Raw genomic sequence first — 17393 nt, 5'->3', positions numbered from 1 at the left:
TTTCTATTATAGCAAAGTGTCGAAAGATTGGAAAAGAACTATCACAGGCCGAAGTTTTGAATGAGCGCTCGTTTCAAATCCGGCTGCCAATGTTTCCACGTATGGTCGCCATCAAATTCCTCGTAAAAAAGAGAAAAGCCTTTTTGTTTCATCAAGTGGTTCAGTTGTCGGTTCGGCTCAAGAAAATCAGCTGTGCCTCCGGAAGTCAGCTTGACGGCCGTTTCGCCCGTACCGATGACGTGGTAGACCGTAAAAGAATTCGCCGAATTGAAAGCCGATACTTTTTCAAGCAGTTCATCGCTCACTTTAGGCGACTGCAAAATGACGCGTCCGAAAATATTCGGGTATTTTAAAGCGGCCATAAGTGAAACGGTAGCTGCAAGCGAGTCGCCGATCAAGGCACGCCCCATGCCAACTTGATAGGTTGGGTAGTGTTCGTCCAAATAAGGGACAAGTTCATGGGCCAAGAAACGCAAATACGCTGCGTGCTGCTCGCCGGTTGGTTCGTATTTATTGCTGCGGTCTTTGACGTTCTTGTAAGGTACGCCGACCACAATTAGGTTTTCAATTTCTTTGTTTTCCAGCAGTTCATCCACGACGCGCGGGATGCGGCCGAGCTGGAAATAATCCTTGCCGTCGGATGCAATGACAAGTGTGTATTTATATAACGGCGAATAATTGGCCGGCAGGTAGACTAGAAGCTGCATATCTTCCTGTAGTTCTTGGCTGTAAAGCGTTAAATCCTGTACATTTCCTCGATTCATGGTCGATCCTCCTAATCCGGTTTGTACGAAAATTGTAACATATTCCTGCAGAAGGGTATAATGGGGGAAGAAGGCATTTCAATAGAGAGAGGGGTTTTTCGATGGATGGTGGAAAATTTCGTGTGCATTCGGACGAAGTGACGAAAGCGACGCAAGACGCGCTTGTCAGAAGAGGCGTCACTAATGAGGAAATTGCTAAAATAGTTTTGGAGATGCAGCGTCCCTATAACGAGGGATTGACACTAGAACATTGTATGGAATCCGTAGAAAGCGTGCTGCGCAAACGGGAAATGCAACATGCTATTTTAGTTGGTGTCGAACTCGATGAGCTCGCTGAACAAGGCAAATTATCTCGGCCGCTTCAATCGATTGTCGGGGCCGATGAAGGCTTATTTGGCGTTGATGAAATGATCGGCCTTGGGGCTGTCTTAACTTACGGCAGTATTGCCGTCACCACGTTCGGCCATTTGGATAAAAATAAAATTGGTGTCATCCGCAAGCTAGATACAAAAGCTGGGGGGGCGGTCCATACGTTCCTTGACGATCTGGTAGCAAGTGTTGCAGCTTGTGCATCAGCACGCATTGCCCACCGAACCCGCGATTTGGAAGAGCAAGGCAAGACGTTTGAAGATTTGCCGCCGGAAGAAACAGTGCCGGAATCCCAAATTGAAGGAACGGAAACTTGAAGGCTATTCTAAATTCTTATTCTTAAAAAATGCCGCTCGCATCAACACTTGTGAGCGGCATTTTCCTTTTTTTCCTTACCTATCTTAATCGTTACAATAGCAATTTTATGGTGTAAAAGCAGACAAAAGTATATAGGAAATTCGCTATTCCCCTGAATAGAAAGTCATGATATGATAATTATTGGAATTATCTAATTAATCAGAAAAAAGGGGGAAGAATAATGGCGATAAGAAAAATGAATGCGTGGGCTGTGATTGCATTGGCGGGCTCTTTGATTTTGGCAGGATGTGGAAGTGAACCCGAAACAGAACCAAGCGGCAGCGGAAGTGAAACCGGCGGGGAATCAGCAGCTCCAGAATTTATCAGCCTATTAACGGGGGGAACCACGGGCACGTATTATCCATTAGGCGGAGCGATGGCACAGATCATTACAGACGAAACAGGCATTAAAACGACGGCAGAATCTTCTCAAGCTTCAGCTGCAAATATGACAGCTCTGGCGGATGGAGACGCCCAGATGGCATTTGTTCAAACCGATACGGCCTTTTACGCAGCAGAAGGGTCGAATATGTTTGATGGCGAAGTGATTGATACCGTTTCAGCGGTCGGCGCTTTATATCCCGAAACAATTCAATTGGTTACTACTGAAGGATCTGGCATTACTTCGTATGAGGATCTTGCTGGCAAAAGCGTCTCAGTTGGTGCGCCAGGCTCCGGGACCTATATCAATGCGGAGCAGCTGCTGGAAATCCATGACATGACAATGGAAGACGTGAAAGCCCAAAACCTGGATTTTGCCGAATCTCAGGAAAGTTTGCAAGCGGGGCAGATCGATGCGGCTTTCATCACTGCGGGCACGCCAACGGGAGCAGTGGAAAGTTTAAGTGCTTCTGCTGAAGTGGTCATTGTACCGGTTGAAAAAGACAAAGCGGATGCGCTCATTGAAAAATACCCGTATTACGCGCATGAAACCATTCCAGCGGATACGTACGGAATAGCGGAAGATGTGCCGACAGTTTCGGTGCTTGCGATGCTGGTGGCGCAAAATGATTTGCCGGAAGATGTCGTCTACGATGTAACAAAAGCGATTTTTGAAAACACCGACAAAATTCAGCATGCAAAAGCACAGCTTATCAAAGCTGAAACGGCATTGGAAGGAATCGGAATTCCAGTCCATCCAGGAGCTCAAAAATATTTTGACGAAGTCAATCCATAAAAAATAAGGAGACGATAAAGTTAGAGCTTTATCGTCGTTCTTTCTGTTTGCTGGCGAAGGAGAACCCACTATGGCAAGTTTAATGAAAAAGCGGACTTTTTACTTCTTTTTGGGGCTATTAGCAAGTTTTTTTCTGTTGATGTTCATGCCGCTAAAAGAAAATTACGTGTTTATTAACAATGAAAACAACCAAGTGGCCGCTTATTTGCCGCTAACTGATCTGTCTTTCCAAATCAAATACACCCACACTATTCATTTGTCCGATGTAATCGAAAGCTATCAAGTTCTCCAAGACAATACGCTGATGGCCACTGAATTGGAGTACGAGGACTTTAATATCGGCATGCCTTCAAATGCAGAAAAAGGCGAGCGGTTTGTCGAAAAGGACGGAAAGTATTTCATTAAGAATATGCAGAGGAAGATGCCGGAGTTTCGTTTGTTTATTGGTGATGTAGAATCGGAACTTTCATTGCTGACCAACCACGAAAAATTCGATTTAAAGAAAACGCTTGAACGCGGAACATCGTACACAGTAAAAGTTCAGCGTTTGTCCATTTTTCAGCAGCTGAAAGGAGAGAGTCTGAGTGAGCAAGAAAGTGCCGCCTGAAAAAAAAGAAGAGTTAAAATTGCCGCCTGAAGAGGAGTTTTCCTATATTTCGGAAGAACAGCAAAAAGAGCTGCTGCAAAAGTATGACCCGGAATTCAATACGCGGGATTTAGGCGGAATCGTAAAACACATCGTGTTTTTTGGCTTGCTGGCATTTTCACTATTCCAATTGTATACCGCAATCAACGGGCAATTTACAGCATATATTCAGCGGTCCATCCATTTAGGATTTGCGCTTTCGTTGATTTTTCTGCTGTTTCCAGCTTTCAAGCGAAAAGGCGATCGGGGGAAAGTGCCTTTTTATGATTATATTTTAGCTGGCTTGTCGATCGTCGTCGGCGCATACTGGCCAGTTATGTACAACGATTTAGTGTTCCGGCTCGGCCGGGTCACCGACATGGACTTTTTTGTCGGTATTTTGGCAGTGCTGTTGACACTTGAAGCCACTCGGCGGGCTGTCGGATTGCCGATCACCATCATTTCGTCGGCTTTTTTAGCTTACGCCTTTTTCGGTCCGTATTTCCCGGGGTTTTTAAAACACCGCGGCCAGGACTTGGATTCAGTGGTTCAACTGATGTTTTTTACAACAGATGGAATTCTTGGAACGCCGCTTGCGGTTGCCGCTACGTTCATCTTTGTTTATTTGCTGTTTGGGGCGTTTCTTGTAAAGACCGGAGTCGGCGAGTATTTTAACGACTTGTCCGTGTTGCTTGCGGGCCATTTGATTGGCGGTCCAGCAAAAGTTGCGATTTTTTCCAGTGCTTTGCAAGGCACCATTTCCGGCAGTTCTGTGGCGAACGTGGTGACTTCAGGCGCCTACACCATTCCTATGATGAAGAAATTGGGCTATAACAAAGAATTCGCCGGCGCCGTGGAAGCTACCGCTTCAACTGGCGGGCAGATCATGCCGCCAATTATGGGGGCCGCAGCCTTCTTGATGGTGGAATTTATCGGCGGCATCAGCTATTGGGATATTGCGAAAGCCGCTGCGATTCCCGCTATTTTGTATTTTGCCGGCGTCTGGATCATGACGCATTTTGAAGCGAAACGGGTGGGAATGAAAGGGCTGTCGAAAGAAGAAATGCCAGATCGGAAAGAAGTATTGAGGAAAATCCATTTGCTGATTCCGATCGTCGTCATTGTCGTATTTTTGATGGTCGGCGTTCCGACGATGCATGCTGCCCTTTATGGGATTCTCTCTACTGTGCTTGTCAGTGCCATCGACAAAGAAACACGGCTTAGCTTCATGGATATGGTCCATGCGCTCGTAGACGGGGCAAGAACAGCGCTGGCAGTTGGTGCTGCGACTGCAGCAGCAGGGATCATTGTTGGGGTAGTTGTCAAAACTGGTCTGGGCCTTAGTTTGGCTAATGGATTGATTTCGGCATCAGGGGGCAGCATCCTGTTGACGCTTTTCTTCACCATGCTTGCTTCACTGGTGCTCGGCATGGGATCGCCGACAACGGCCAACTATGTTATTACATCCACTATTGCGGCTCCGGCGATTATTGCCTTGTTGATGATTGACCAGCCCTTCGGTGCGGCTGTCCCTGTTGTGGTTGCCATATCTGCCCATTTGTTCGTGTTTTATTTTGGAATCATCGCCGACATAACTCCGCCAGTCGCTCTCGCGGCATTCGCGGCATCCGGCATATCAGGCGGAGAACCGATACGGACAGGCGTTATTGCAGCAAAACTAGCAGCTGCGGCATTTATCATCCCGTATATGTTCGTCTTGTCGCCAGCGCTGTTGATGATGGATACCTCTTGGCCGGAATTGATCTGGGTCATCGGCACCGCGTTTACTGGAATGATAGGGGTAGGTGCTGGATTAATTGGCTATTGGTATCGAAAACTTAATTGGATAGAACGAGTCATCACTTTTGCTGCCGGCATAGCTTTGATATATCCGGAAGGCATTTATTCGTATATCGGAGCAGTCGTATTTCTCATTCTTTTTGTTCTTCAATGGATGTCGCGCGAAAAGAAAGTGCCGCATACTTCAGAAGCATAATTAGAAAACCCGAAAGAAAGCAGAAGCTTTCTTTCGGGTTTTTTAAGTGGACTGGCACCAAATATTATTAAATTCCCTGTTTGATTTTATATAATGCGTATAAAAATGATATAATTATCAAAAAAATATTATTATTTAAGAGATCTTGCATTTTATACATATCATGTTTTACATAGCTTTTTCGCTTGAATCTCTGGCCATGCCATTGCAAAGAAGGAAGGCGATTAAATAGTTCTGTAAAATTTTTCTGAGAGTTCTTTATGAGGGAAAGAGAGGATAACCAACTGATGAATTACTAGTGAATTTGCATGAAGCAGCGAAATGTTTATCTAATTAGCCAAACACTCTTCTAGCATCATTGCAAAGGAGCAAGAGTCATGAAAAAGAAAATTTTGATCTATGGCGTTGGACCTTTCGGCAGTTTGTTCGCCGAACGTCTTTCGGAAGCAGGGCATTCGGTATTCCTGCTTGATCACGGAGAGCGGCAGCAAGAGCTAAAGACTTATGGTGTGATTACCGAAAATACGGAAACAAGGAAACAAACGGTGACCCGCCTTCCGGTTGTGGAGCGGCTTAATGAAGAGGATATCTATGATTTGGTCATTATACCGATGCGTAAAAATCGGGTTTCTGATATTTTGCCCGTTTTAGCGGCCAATAAAAAAATTCCTACCTTTCTTTTCATGATGAATAACGCAGCGGGGCAGCAGGAATTTATTGAGGCGCTCGGTAAAGAACGGGTAATGGCCGGTTTTCCTCATCCCGGCGGCTTTAAGAACGGGCATGTCATGCACATGATGCCAGTCGAAGAAGCGAAGCCCATGGTATTGCCGATTGGCGAAGCGGATGGAAGCGTTACAGCCAGAACCCGGGAAGTTGCGAAGGTGCTCAGTTCCATGCGTGGGTACCGGGTAGAAATTCGAAAAGATATGGACGATTGGCTGAAAACGCACGTTGCTTTGCTGATTCCAACATTGGCTCCAGCCGTTTACGCATGCAATACCGAATTAGAGCATTTTGCTGTTACCCGGGATGCTCACGTTTTGTTAAAGCGTGCGCTTCATGAATCATTGCAGGCAACTCAAAATGCTGGGATTCCCCTTGCTCCTCCAGGGCTCCGAATCATCGACCGGATTCCAGAGCCGGTTTTTGTTTTGGCACTTGGCAAATTGGCCAAAAGCTCGACATTCGAAAATGTCATGGGCCATTTAAAGACGGCCGCAGATGAAGTCGAACATTTAACAGATGAATTTTATGAAATGATATGGCCTGGCAATACACCGACGCCGACCGTAGATGAGCTGACGGAATACACTTATGGATTCAAAGAGCCTTTGCCGGTCGGATCGAAAAATATCCCGCTTCGATGGGGAGTCGTATACAGTGCAGCAATCGGAGTTGCCGCCTCTGCTGCCTTGATTGCGCTAATAAAAAAACAAAGAGAATACAGTGGCATGGATATCAATTAGCAGCATAAGCCATTTATTCAAAAAACACCGGAAGAAAGCGAGCAGCTTTTTTCCGGTGTTTGGTTTAGGCAAAATAAAAAACCGCCGCCCGAAGGCAACGGTTTGTGGAGCAAACTTTGTTCCTAAAGTTTGCCGTGGGTTTGGCACCCAATGATTCCTACTGGGCTCGAACCAGCGACCTCTACCCTGTCAAGGTAGCGCTCTCCCAGCTGAGCTAAGGAATCTCAATTTCCAGGACAAATATAATCATAATCGCCGCCGGAAAAAAAGTCAATACTATTTTCATAGGAAACAACTGCCAATTTAAACAGGGGACGAACCAGCGACCTCTACCCTGTCAAGGTAGCGCTCTCTTCGTGAGTCAAATGCCTACTCCGATAGAAAAACGCTCCACTCGTTCTGTGCACGGCCGTTTACGACGGACCAGCATTCAATTGCAGTCGCTGTCCCTTCAAAAGGTTCGAATTCCATCGACAAGCGGCCAAACAACGGCCCCCAAAAAGGAGCTGCTATGTTGTCCATGACCGTAGTATGCGGTACCCAATGATCGGGAAGATACAGGGGGTCTTGACCGCTGAATTCTCGGGTCGATAAATTGATGGAGCGATGCAGTTCAGTTAAGCTATGTGTCGAAACAGGCGATAAGAAAAATGTGCCTTTTTGCTTGAAAAATCCAAGCGAATCAAATGATAGCGGCAGTTGCTTGAAGTTTTCTGCCCATGGTTCCACAGCGGCTTTTAGATCAAGCGGCTTCGTTTGCTTGAACGATTGCAAGGTGAGGTGCGGCGGGAAGCTGGTTTCATTTTTCAAACTTGCCACTTTCCCTTGTTTTTGCATTTCTTCAATCTTCTTAGATGACGCGTAATCAAAACGCAGCACGATGACTTGCATGGAAATCCTCCTTTTTACTGGCCAACACTTCTAAATCCGGCATCCCGGGCTTGTTGTTCGGTACAAAACCATTGTTCCGGGTTGGTTTGTTCATATGAACCATCACTCGGCAAGTGATAGATTTTATTGCCGTTTCGGTTGATGTTGCCTTTGATGGTGCATTCGTTTTTGTTTTCTATAGCGTGTTTGGAAGTTCCATAGGCATCTTCGTTAAATCCACGATCGGTCGAGTAATTGTCGAACTCCCAAATGCCAATTTTGGCATCGCGCGCTTGTTGTTCTGTTTGTTCGAATTCATCCAAGTACCGGGTATTTGGCGGATAGACATAGGCAACGCGGGCCAAACCGGCTTCTAGCATTTTTTCTTGCACGCTTTCGCCGTCGACGTAAATGTAAGCGAGCAGCCGGTCGTAGTCATCGAATCGGCCGCCCTCGTCAAATTCAATCGATACGTCGCCGGAATTGATGATGCGCTTGTTTTCAGCGGTCGCTTCTTTTCCAAGCGGCTGCTCGCCGAGCGATGGATGATTGGTTTCCGGTGTATCGATCAGCAAATAGCGGACCGTTTGTTCTTTGCCTTCAAAGTCGATTTTGATGGTATCGCCATCAATAACGGAAACAACATCAACCTCAATCCGGTCGATTGTGCCGCCAGTGTCTGTTGAATCGCTTAACGTACAGCCCGAGAGCATGAACAGGCCAATCAATAGCATAAAGTATTTCATCAAAATTCCTGCTTTCAATGATCATTATATTTTGTCTAGATCAAGCTTGCAAACAAATGTTTGTTTCGGTACGGTTGAAAAAAGGGGGAGGACTATGCAAATTTCACTGCCGTTTTTTTACGATTTCGAACGGGCGCTCAACCGGCTGTCGCTGGACCCGCTGCACGCTGTCGATTTATCGGACAAAAGCGTCAAGGTGCCGATGGCTGAAAAGAATGTGGTTACAGTTAAAGCCGTCGGCACAAGCGAAAATCCGGTTTTTCTGATCGAAGGGGCACAGGAGCATCAAATGGATCATGTGAAAGAATTGTTTCATTTTCACCGGTCTCTTGAACCCGTCCATGAACATTTTCAGCATACTAATCTTGCTGCGCTTTTTGAAGAGCATAAAGGCACGCCGCTCGTCCGTGAGTTTTCGCTGTACGGGGCACTGATGAAAAGCATTATCCATCAACAGTTGAACTTGGCTTTTGCCCATACATTAACAAGCCGCTTTGTCCAAAACTACGGCGAAGAAATTGAAGGGGTTTGGTTTTATCCTGAACCTGCGGTTATTGCCGAACGGACTGTAGAGGAGTTCCGGGAGCTGCAATTCAGCACCCGAAAAGCGGAATACGTCATTGGCTTGTCGAAGGCGATTGCAGAAGGCCGCTTGGCTATCGAGAGCATGGCCGGAAAAGAAGACGATGAAATCGCGGAGGAATTGATTGCTTACCGAGGCGTCGGTCCATGGACCGCCCAGAATTTTTTGCTGTTTGGATTGGGCCGGCCGAATTTGTTTCCACTGGCAGACATCGGGCTTCAAAATGCCTTGAAAATCCAATGGCACCGGGAAGAAAAACCGAAAACGGAAGAAATCATGCGGCATTTGCCGGAATGGTCGCCGTATTTATCGTATGCGTCGCTTTATTTATGGCGCAGTTTGGAATAAAACACATGCAAAAATGCAAAACGCCTTTTTCAATGGTTTTTGAAAAAGGCGTTTTTATGTACTGATGCAACAGCCAATGAATAGTTTTTTCACTTAGGCGTTCGTCTCCATATCAAGCTGCGGTTCGTTGAAATACAAAAAAGTTTCTTGCTCCATGTCATCCAGTCGATTTTTGTTCAATCCAACTTCAAGTTCACCTGAAAAAATCGGTTCCCACCAGTTTGTGTGATCGTTCATGTTGAGTTCCTCCTCGATTTTCAATCTTAATTGTTTGACTATTCTATACCCCCAGAGGTTACACTGTTAAACAGAGAAACAGAATTTAAGCCTTTTGGCCTTAAGAGAAGAGGGATTTTATGATTTCAATCGGCATTATTGGAGCCGGCATTGTAGGAGAACGCATCATTAAACAAATTCAACAAGAAAAAGGCGTGAACATCGTTGCGGTATTTGATGAGCAGCCAGAACGGCTAAAGAAACTCCAAGAGCTTTATGGCGTGCCGATTGTCCATTCTCTTGACGCACTTCTTCATTCGCCGATCGAATGGGTGTATATCGGTACTCCGCCTTCAAGCCATGCTGAACTGGCGAAGCGTGCAGCAAGTGCCGGCCTTCATGTGCTAAGTGAAAAGCCGCTTGCGCACAACACACAAGACGGAGAAGCGATGGTAAAAGCAGCAGTGGATTCACGCGTTCATACCGCGATGCATTTTCCGTTGATGTACAGCCCATCGGTCAGAGAAATGGCGAAACGCATCCGGAACGGCAGTATTGGGAAAATCGTGCGCGTTGAACTGCAGACCTTTTTTCCGGACTGGCCGCGGGCTTGGCAGCAAAACCCATGGATTGCTTCAAGAAGCCAAGGCGGATTTGTAAGGGAAGTGTTTCCCCATTATTTGCAGCTGATCAACCGGCTTTTCGGAAGTTTGGAAATTCAATCCCACCACATTACGTATCCAGAAAACAAAGATCTTTGTGAAACTGGTGTGATTGCCCAAGCGATTGCTGGGGATTCCGGCATTCCGGTATTGCTTACCGGCCTTAGCGGAATTGGCCAAAAGGAATTGCTCGAGTTTACCGTGTATGGCGATGAAGGGGTGCTGACGCTTAAAAACTGGTCGGATTTGTATGTTTCCAAAAAATACGAAGAGCGGGAACTAATCACTGACTTTGTACCGGTCGCGTCTTTGTTTGAAGAAATGAAAAACCAATCTGCTTTATTGGTGCCATTTGAAGAAGGATTGGTTGTTCAACGCTCGATTGATTTTTTATTGGAAGAAAACAAGGAGGAGTACTAGATGAATTTCACGGCAACGGACGTTGAGCGCATAATCGAAGAACAGCACGATTATTTTTATACAGGCGCTACAAAATCGGCGGATTTCCGAATCGAGCAATTGGCGCGCTTAAAGCAAGCCATTAGCGCAAATCAAGACCGGGTGATTGATGCATTGAAAAAAGATTTGGGCAAAAGTGAGTTTGAGGCTTATGCAACGGAAATCGGCTTTGTGCTCGACAGCATCGGCAATATGTCGAAAAACTTAAAGGCGTGGATGGAACCGGAAAAAGTGAAAACACCCATCCATTTCCAGCCGGCGAAAAGCTTTGTCATTCGGGAACCGTTTGGATCAGTGTTGATCATCGGGCCATTCAATTACCCATTCCAATTGGTCATGGAACCGCTCATTGGGGCGATTATCGGCGGAAACTGCGCTGTTGTAAAACCATCGGAAGCAACGCCGAACGTCGCGGCTGTTATCCGGGACATGATTGAAGAAGCGTTTCCGCCTTATTACATCCGTGTCGTTGAAGGCGAGAAAGAAGAAGTGACGGCTTTGATTCATGCGTCGTTTGACTATATCTTTTTCACAGGAAGCGTCAACGTCGGCAAAGTGATCATGAAAGCGGCATCTGAGAAGCTGACGCCGATCACGTTGGAGCTCGGCGGAAAAAGTCCTGCAATTGTCGACCAAACGGCCAATTTGGATTTGGCGGCGAAGCGTATTGCGTGGGGCAAATTGATGAATACCGGCCAGACTTGCGTTGCACCTGACTATGTGTGTGTCCATGAATCTGTCAAAGATGAATTTATGAAAAAACTCAAAAAAACGATCGTCTCTTTTTACGGCAAAGATGCCCAGACGAGCCCGGATTTCGGCCGCATCGTCAACGAACGTCATTTCGACCGCTTAGCTAGCATTGTCCAAAAAGAAGCGGACCATATCGTTTACGGCGGCAAGCTCGACCGGGACGACTTGTACGTAGAACCGGTGATTTTGGACAATGTCGATTGGAACAGCCCTTCAATGGAAGATGAAATATTCGGTCCGATTTTGCCAGTCATTACTTATTCGGATTTTCCGAAACTGCTCGGCCAGATCCGGAAACTGCCAAAGCCGCTGTCCGCTTACCTGTTTTCAGAGAACGAACGCGCCATTCAATTTTTCTTGGACAAATTGCCATTCGGCGGCGGATGCATCAACGACACGGTTTCCCATGTCGGCAGTTCGTATTTGCCGTTTGGCGGCGTCGGCCCATCCGGCGTCAATTCCTATCACGGAAAAGCAAGTTTTGAAACGTTTACACATGGCAAAGCCATCATGAAAAAATCAACGAAGTTTTCAACGAATGTTTTGTATCCACCGTATAAACAAAAAGTGAAACTTGTGCGTACAGTCTTGAAATAAGCGGCCCTCGGGTCGCTTTTTTCTATTTTATAATTATACAAGGCGAACTTAAGAATCATGTTTTCATATACCGCTTCAGCTGCTTTGGGGAGAGCAAAGACAATTGTTCCTTTTCAGCATCGCTACGTTGTTTCGTCGCTGAGATATTGCCCAAAGTTCCATCAAGCCATATCGCAGACTGAAAGTCTATACATTAAGAAAAAGTTGGTATAAACCCCAACCGGTAGGGCCTCTTCGCTTTCTGTGGGCTCAGCTTCAGCCTCCTCGTCACTGCGTTCCTGCGGGGTCTACCGCTTTCGCTGTCCCACAGGAGTCTCGTGGCCGAACCGGCTGGAGCGCAGGTTCCAATATAGGTGCTGGAAAATGAATAATTATTCTTCAAACGACCTAACTATTCTTTATGTCTACAAGCTAAGATATTGCGGACTATCAATAGCCCTTACTATTAAGTTCAACTTGCCTGGATTTGATATGATAGGCAAAAGGAGTGACGGCAATGGCGGAACGGATATTGATCGTAGAAGACGAAAAAAGCATCGCCCGCGTGTTGGAACTGGAACTTACATTTGAAGGATATAAAACCGGCGTGGCTCATACAGGCGCAGAAGGATTGATTTTATTTCGCGAACAAGAATGGGATTTGGTGTTGCTCGATTTGATGCTGCCCGAAATTCACGGGCTCGATGTGTTGAAGCGCATTCGTTCGTCCGATGCCGGAATTCCGGTAATCTTGCTGACAGCGAAAAGCGACGTGAAAGATAAAGTGGCCGGGCTCGACCTTGGAGCGAATGATTACGTGACCAAGCCGTTCGAAATCGAAGAACTGCTGGCACGCATTCGGGCTAATTTGCGCTTATCGACAGGCAATGGCCAGATGGACATCCACCGGTTCGGGAATCTCGAAATGAATGAAAGCACGCGTGCCGTCTCGCGAAACGGGCGGGGCATCGAACTGACACCGCGTGAATTCGACTTGCTGTTGTACTTGCTGCAAAACGCAAAGCAGGTGCTGAGCCGCGAACAAGTGCTGAATGCCGTATGGGGATATGATTATTTTGGCGATACGAATGTCATTGACGTCTATATCCGGTATTTGCGGAAAAAAGTGGACGCTGGCGAATCCGAAACGTATATCCAAACGGTTCGCGGGGTGGGTTATGTATTGAAGGAGCAGGCAAATGAAACTGAGAAATAAAATTCATTTATGGTCCACGCTGCTGATGCTGGTTATTTTAATCGTGTTGATGATTATCATTTATTTCACATTTAGCCGCTTGTCGTTTTCGACGGAAATCCGCCAACTGGAAACGGAAACAGAAGCTTTGGTGACAACGTTCAATACCAATCCGATTGAAGATCCGCAGACGGTATTAAGAGCGTATGTCCCGCCAAGCGGATTGATCAAAGTAATGGATGGCGAGAACGAAGTGATTCCCGTGATCCAAGATGCAACGCTAGAGGAAGAGTTTCCTCTAGAAGTAACCGGACGTTCCGGTACGGTAGAGTCAGAGGAGGAGCGGTTTGCCTTTGTCAAAGCGCCGATCATATGGACAAACGGAGAAGTTGTGGATATCATCGTTGCCCAATCGATGCGGGAAGTAATGGACAATTTGCGGATTCTTCAGCTGGTGCTTGTGGTGGTTACGCTTTTGGCAATGATTCCGATTTTTTTCTCCAATGCGCTGTTAGGGAAAATCGTCACAAAACCGATTACCGAACTGACCGGCACGATGACACGCATTCGAAAAAGCGGCAGTTTTGAGAAATTGCCGATTGAGCATGCGGCGGATGACGAAGCTGGGCAAATGGGGAAAACATTCAATGAAATGATGGACCTTCTCGAAGAAAACTACCGGAAGCAAGAAGAATTTGTCTCCAATGCGTCTCATGAACTGAAAACCCCGCTCACGGTCATTGGCAGCTATGCAAAATTGCTGCAACGCCGAGGACTGAACGATCAACATGTGGCAAAAGAAGGCATTGATGCCATCCAAACCGAAACTGACCGCATGAAAAAACTGATTGAGCAATTGCTGCACATCGCGCGCCGCAGCGAATCCACGTTGGAGATAGCAGAAGCCGACGCCGTGGAAATCGTCAAACAAATCACAACCGTGATGGAAACATCGTACAACCGGGAAATTGAATTCGTTTCTTCAGAGCCGTCTGTTTACATCCAAACGGATATTGCTAAACTAAAGCAGCTTTTGTATATTCTGTTGGACAATGCGGTGAAGTACAGTTCAGCTCCCATCCGAGTAGCGATTCAAAGTGAAGGGGAGCTGATGATTCAAGTGCAGGACCACGGAATTGGAATTCCAAAACAATCGCTGCCACATATATTTGACCGTTTTTACCGGGTGGATGAAGCGCGCAACCGGGATACCGGAGGTTCTGGACTCGGTTTGTCTTTAGCGAAGCAGCTGGCCGATTCGCTTGGCGTGAAATTGGAAGTTGAAAGTGTGGAACAAGCGGGAACGACCGTTACGCTCATTTTCTCATCGGATTTTAATGTTGCGGCAGTACAATCAAATCAGGAGGGATGATGATGCGAAAAGGACTGTTGATGGCAGGAGCCACGGTTTTTTTAGGTGGGGCGATGCTGCTTTTTGTGTTGAATCAGCCAACTGGAGCCGATGAATTAAGCCGAGCGGAAGCGGAAGCGAAAGTGGCGGACATGTATGGCGGAGACATAGCGGAAACGCGTTCTGCAGGCAGCGGTTATGAAATCACGTTCGACCGGGAAGATGGGCGCTACGCTGCAATCATCAATAAAAAAACCGAGCACATCGAATCGGTTAAGCTCCTTGAAAAAATAGAAGTCGCGGAAACAATAACCGAAGAAGAAGCGGCTGCCATTGCTGCGAAAGAAGCAGAAGGCAAGCTGCAAGATGTGGTTTACTCCAAAGAACAAAACGAATTTCAAGTGACGATAGCTGGGGCAGAAAAAGTGACGGCGGTTGTTGTCGCAGCGGATACCGGAGAAGTGCAAAGCATCACGGAAAAAGCCAAGGCCCCTGAAACGGAAGATGGACCGGGACGGATCATTTCCGAAAAAGAAGCAGTGGAAATTGCGAAAAAGACGCTGGACGGCGAAGCCAGTGACGTGGAGTTTGTGGACACAGAGGATGGCGGCTATTATTTGGTCGATATTGAAAAAGACGAAACCGATCAGGAAGTGCGCGTCCAAATCCATGCGGTCCGAGGGGAAACGATGACCGTCGAATGGGACGATTAATCCAGTCCAATCATTCTGAGAAGCTTTTCATGTTTTTCTCATCAATTTCTCATAAAGCCTTAATGGTTCTCACAGAAGCGAAGGCTATAGTAAAGGTATACGAAATGAGGAGGAGAAATAATGATGAAAAAAACCATTTATATCGGGGCAGCTGCAGGAATGTTGGCATTTGGAGGAATCGTCTACGCCAATACGGATTCGGCAGAAACGCAAACTTCCGGGTTGGCAGCGAGCACAGAAAGCAACTTTATCTCGTTTGAAGAAGCAACAGAAAAAGCTTTAAACATTGCAAACGGGACGGTTACAGACATCGAACTAAACGCAAATAGCAAAACACCGAACTTTGAAGTGGATGTTTTCCATGAAGGCTATGAATACGATTTGAAATTCGATGCAGTATCCGGCGAAGTGTTGGAACAGAAGCGTGATAAAGATAACGACAACGATGACGATTCCGAAAACTTGCCGGCTTCAAGTGAATTGATCAGTTCAGATGAAGCCACCAAAGCAGCGCTTGCCGTTGCAAAAGGCACGGTCACTGACATCAGCCTGGAAAACGAAGACGGCGTGGCCACTTACGATATTGAACTAAAAGATGGCCGAACAGAATATGAAGTGGAAGTTAATGCTGTAGATGGCTCCATCATCAAAAACGAAACAGATGACAATGACGACGACGATCAAAACTAAAACAGTAAAGGAGCCTGCGGGTTCCTTTTTTTCGTGTTCGATCAGGTTTCAACTGGAATTTCCATGGAAATGGATAAAAAATGGCTGGCAACTGGCCATACATTCTGCAGAATGCCTTGGCTGTTCTAGTTTTGAACCTGATTTTCTAGAGTTTCTGCTGTCAGAATACGAATGATTTTGATATGATTAAAAGATCAGGGAGGCGTTCGGATATGAATTTTGAGTGGAATAAAAACGAAGCAGTGGATTTATTAAAAGGATTGGTGGAAATTCCAAGTCCTTCCGGTTACACGATGGACATTATGAAAATGATCCAGGAATCATTGGCTAACTGGAATGTTGACCATATCACGACCAATAAAGGCGGTGTCATCGCGACGATTCAAGGCAAGAACCAAAAACAGCACCGGCTTTTGACCGCACATGTGGATACACTTGGCGCCATGGTAAAAGAAATCAAACCGAGCGGGCGGCTGAAACTGTCGTTAGTCGGCGGGTTTACGTTCAATGCGATCGAAGGCGAAAATTGCTTGATTCATACCGCAGAAGGAAAAACCTTTTCAGGGACGATTTTATTGCACCATACAACCGTCCATGTTTACAAAGATGCGGGAACTTCTGAAAGAAACGCTGATACAATGGAAGTCCGCTTGGATGAAAAAGCATTTTCTGCTGATGACGTCCGCGGGCTTGGCATTGAAGTTGGCGATTTTGTTTCATTTTCGCCGAGGTTCACCGCAACGGATTCTGGCTATATCAAATCCCGCCATTTAGACGACAAAGCGAGCACGGCCTTGTTGCTTCAATTGGTGAAGCACCTCAGTTCTTCAAAAGAAGAGCTTCCCTTTACGACGCATTTTTACATATCGAACAATGAAGAAATCGGCTTTGGCGGAAATTCCAACATTCCTGAGCAAACAGTGGAATATATTGCGGTGGATATGGGAGCAATCGGAGACGGCCAAGCATCTGATGAATACACCGTCTCAATTTGCGCGAAAGATTCCAGCGGCCCTTACCATTATGGGTTGACCCGCCAGTTGATCGAATTGGCAAAAGACAATGGCATAGATTACAAAGTGGATATCTATCCGTATTACGGGTCAGACGCTTCAGCTGCCATTCGTGCCGGATTTGATGTTAAACATGCGTTATTCGGACCGGGAATCGAAGCATCGCATTCGTACGAACGCACGCATACCGATTCATTAAAAGCAGCTGCCGCTTTGCTTCGTGCGTATGTATTGTCGCCAATGGAATCTTGATCAGAAAAATAGTTTTTATATGAAGAAAGTATTAAAATAGCGGTTTTTTTGATATGATAAGAAGGTCAAGGAAAACTTCAGAGATTTTTGCATTCATTCGTTTATTTCCTGATTTTAAACTATGATGCCAGTTGGTTTAACTCATTCCACATTCAAAAAATTAAAAACAGGGTCAAGTTATTATTCGGAATTAGAAGGCCAGCACAATG

General features: G+C 46.1%; 17 protein-coding genes and 1 tRNA gene. 13 read left to right on the top strand and 5 right to left on the bottom strand.

Annotated elements, in window-relative coordinates:
* Positions 1–41: 41 nt before the first annotated feature.
* Positions 42–764, bottom strand: a complete 723-nt coding sequence (locus tag ACRRQV_RS05930) for an alpha/beta hydrolase (protein ID WP_432528670.1) — start codon at positions 762–764, stop codon at positions 42–44.
* Between the two features lie 101 nt (positions 765–865).
* Between ACRRQV_RS05930 and ACRRQV_RS05925 the strand changes: the two genes are divergently transcribed.
* From ACRRQV_RS05925 to ACRRQV_RS05905, 5 genes are all read left to right on the top strand, one after another.
* Complete coding sequence (locus tag ACRRQV_RS05925) at positions 866–1450, top strand: phosphatidylglycerophosphatase A family protein (RefSeq protein WP_432528668.1); 585 nt, start codon at positions 866–868, stop codon at positions 1448–1450.
* Between the two features lie 221 nt (positions 1451–1671).
* Positions 1672–2667, top strand: coding sequence for a TAXI family TRAP transporter solute-binding subunit (locus ACRRQV_RS05920; RefSeq protein ID WP_432528666.1), 996 nt, complete (start codon positions 1672–1674; stop codon positions 2665–2667).
* A gap of 70 nt (positions 2668–2737) precedes the next feature.
* A complete protein-coding gene (locus tag ACRRQV_RS05915) occupies positions 2738–3274 on the top strand; it encodes a DUF1850 domain-containing protein (RefSeq protein WP_432528664.1) in 537 nt (178 codons plus the stop codon).
* Complete coding sequence (locus ACRRQV_RS05910; RefSeq protein WP_432528662.1) at positions 3252–5288, top strand: TRAP transporter permease; 2037 nt, start codon at positions 3252–3254, stop codon at positions 5286–5288. Before ACRRQV_RS05915 ends, ACRRQV_RS05910 begins: the two co-directional genes overlap by 23 nt.
* Positions 5289–5665: 377 nt before the next feature.
* Complete coding sequence (locus tag ACRRQV_RS05905; RefSeq protein WP_432528660.1) at positions 5666–6757, top strand: ketopantoate reductase family protein; 1092 nt, start codon at positions 5666–5668, stop codon at positions 6755–6757.
* A 151-nt stretch (positions 6758–6908) separates the two neighbouring features.
* On the opposite strand, the gene ACRRQV_RS05900 is transcribed toward ACRRQV_RS05905, so the two are convergent.
* The 3 genes from ACRRQV_RS05900 to ACRRQV_RS05890 form a co-directional block, all read right to left on the bottom strand.
* Positions 6909–6981, bottom strand: a tRNA-Val gene (locus tag ACRRQV_RS05900).
* Positions 6982–7126: 145 nt separating this feature from the next.
* Positions 7127–7648: a 2'-5' RNA ligase family protein gene (locus ACRRQV_RS05895; protein WP_432528658.1), complete on the bottom strand. Its 522-nt coding sequence runs from the start codon at positions 7646–7648 to the stop codon at positions 7127–7129.
* Between the two features lie 14 nt (positions 7649–7662).
* The gene (locus ACRRQV_RS05890; protein WP_432528656.1) at positions 7663–8373 is read right to left on the bottom strand and encodes a thermonuclease family protein; all 711 of its coding nucleotides are present in this window, start codon (positions 8371–8373) and stop codon (positions 7663–7665) included.
* 94 nt (positions 8374–8467) lie between these two features.
* Here ACRRQV_RS05890 and ACRRQV_RS05885 point away from each other — a divergent pair, with 94 nt between their 5' ends.
* On the top strand, positions 8468–9304 hold the full coding sequence (locus ACRRQV_RS05885) for a DNA-3-methyladenine glycosylase family protein (protein WP_432528654.1): 837 nt from the start codon (positions 8468–8470) through the stop codon (positions 9302–9304).
* A 93-nt stretch (positions 9305–9397) separates the two neighbouring features.
* Here the strand turns inward: ACRRQV_RS05885 and ACRRQV_RS05880 are convergent, their stop codons facing one another.
* Positions 9398–9541, bottom strand: coding sequence for a hypothetical protein (locus ACRRQV_RS05880; protein WP_432528652.1), 144 nt, complete (start codon positions 9539–9541; stop codon positions 9398–9400).
* Positions 9542–9660: 119 nt separating this feature from the next.
* Here ACRRQV_RS05880 and ACRRQV_RS05875 point away from each other — a divergent pair, with 119 nt between their 5' ends.
* The 7 genes from ACRRQV_RS05875 to ACRRQV_RS05845 all read left to right on the top strand — a co-directional run bounded on the left by ACRRQV_RS05875 (position 9661) and on the right by ACRRQV_RS05845 (position 17184).
* Entirely contained in the window at positions 9661–10602 is a 942-nt protein-coding gene (locus ACRRQV_RS05875) for a Gfo/Idh/MocA family protein (RefSeq protein ID WP_432528650.1), read from the top strand.
* Positions 10603–11991 (top strand): aldehyde dehydrogenase, encoded by a 1389-nt coding sequence (locus ACRRQV_RS05870; RefSeq protein ID WP_432528648.1) that lies wholly within the window; start codon positions 10603–10605, stop codon positions 11989–11991.
* Between the two features lie 496 nt (positions 11992–12487).
* Complete coding sequence (locus ACRRQV_RS05865; RefSeq protein ID WP_432528646.1) at positions 12488–13186, top strand: response regulator transcription factor; 699 nt, start codon at positions 12488–12490, stop codon at positions 13184–13186.
* Positions 13170–14537 carry a HAMP domain-containing sensor histidine kinase gene (locus tag ACRRQV_RS05860; protein ID WP_432528644.1) on the top strand — a complete coding sequence of 456 codons (1368 nt, stop codon included), beginning with the start codon at positions 13170–13172 and terminating at the stop codon, positions 14535–14537. The genes ACRRQV_RS05865 and ACRRQV_RS05860 overlap by 17 nt, the downstream gene beginning before the upstream one ends.
* 2 nt (positions 14538–14539) lie before the next feature.
* On the top strand, positions 14540–15229 hold the full coding sequence (locus ACRRQV_RS05855; protein ID WP_432528642.1) for a PepSY domain-containing protein: 690 nt from the start codon (positions 14540–14542) through the stop codon (positions 15227–15229).
* Positions 15230–15349: 120 nt separating this feature from the next.
* Entirely contained in the window at positions 15350–15919 is a 570-nt protein-coding gene (locus ACRRQV_RS05850) for a PepSY domain-containing protein (protein ID WP_432528640.1), read from the top strand.
* Positions 15920–16131: 212 nt separating this feature from the next.
* Entirely contained in the window at positions 16132–17184 is a 1053-nt protein-coding gene (locus ACRRQV_RS05845; RefSeq protein ID WP_432528638.1) for a M42 family metallopeptidase, read from the top strand.
* The last annotated feature ends 209 nt before the right edge of the window (positions 17185–17393 follow it).

Source organism: Planococcus sp. YIM B11945, from assembly GCF_050864155.1.
Lineage (GTDB): Bacteria > Bacillota > Bacilli > Bacillales_A > Planococcaceae > Planococcus.
Note: the sequence above shows the minus strand (reverse complement) of the source record. Positions and strands in the feature narration are given on the sequence as shown.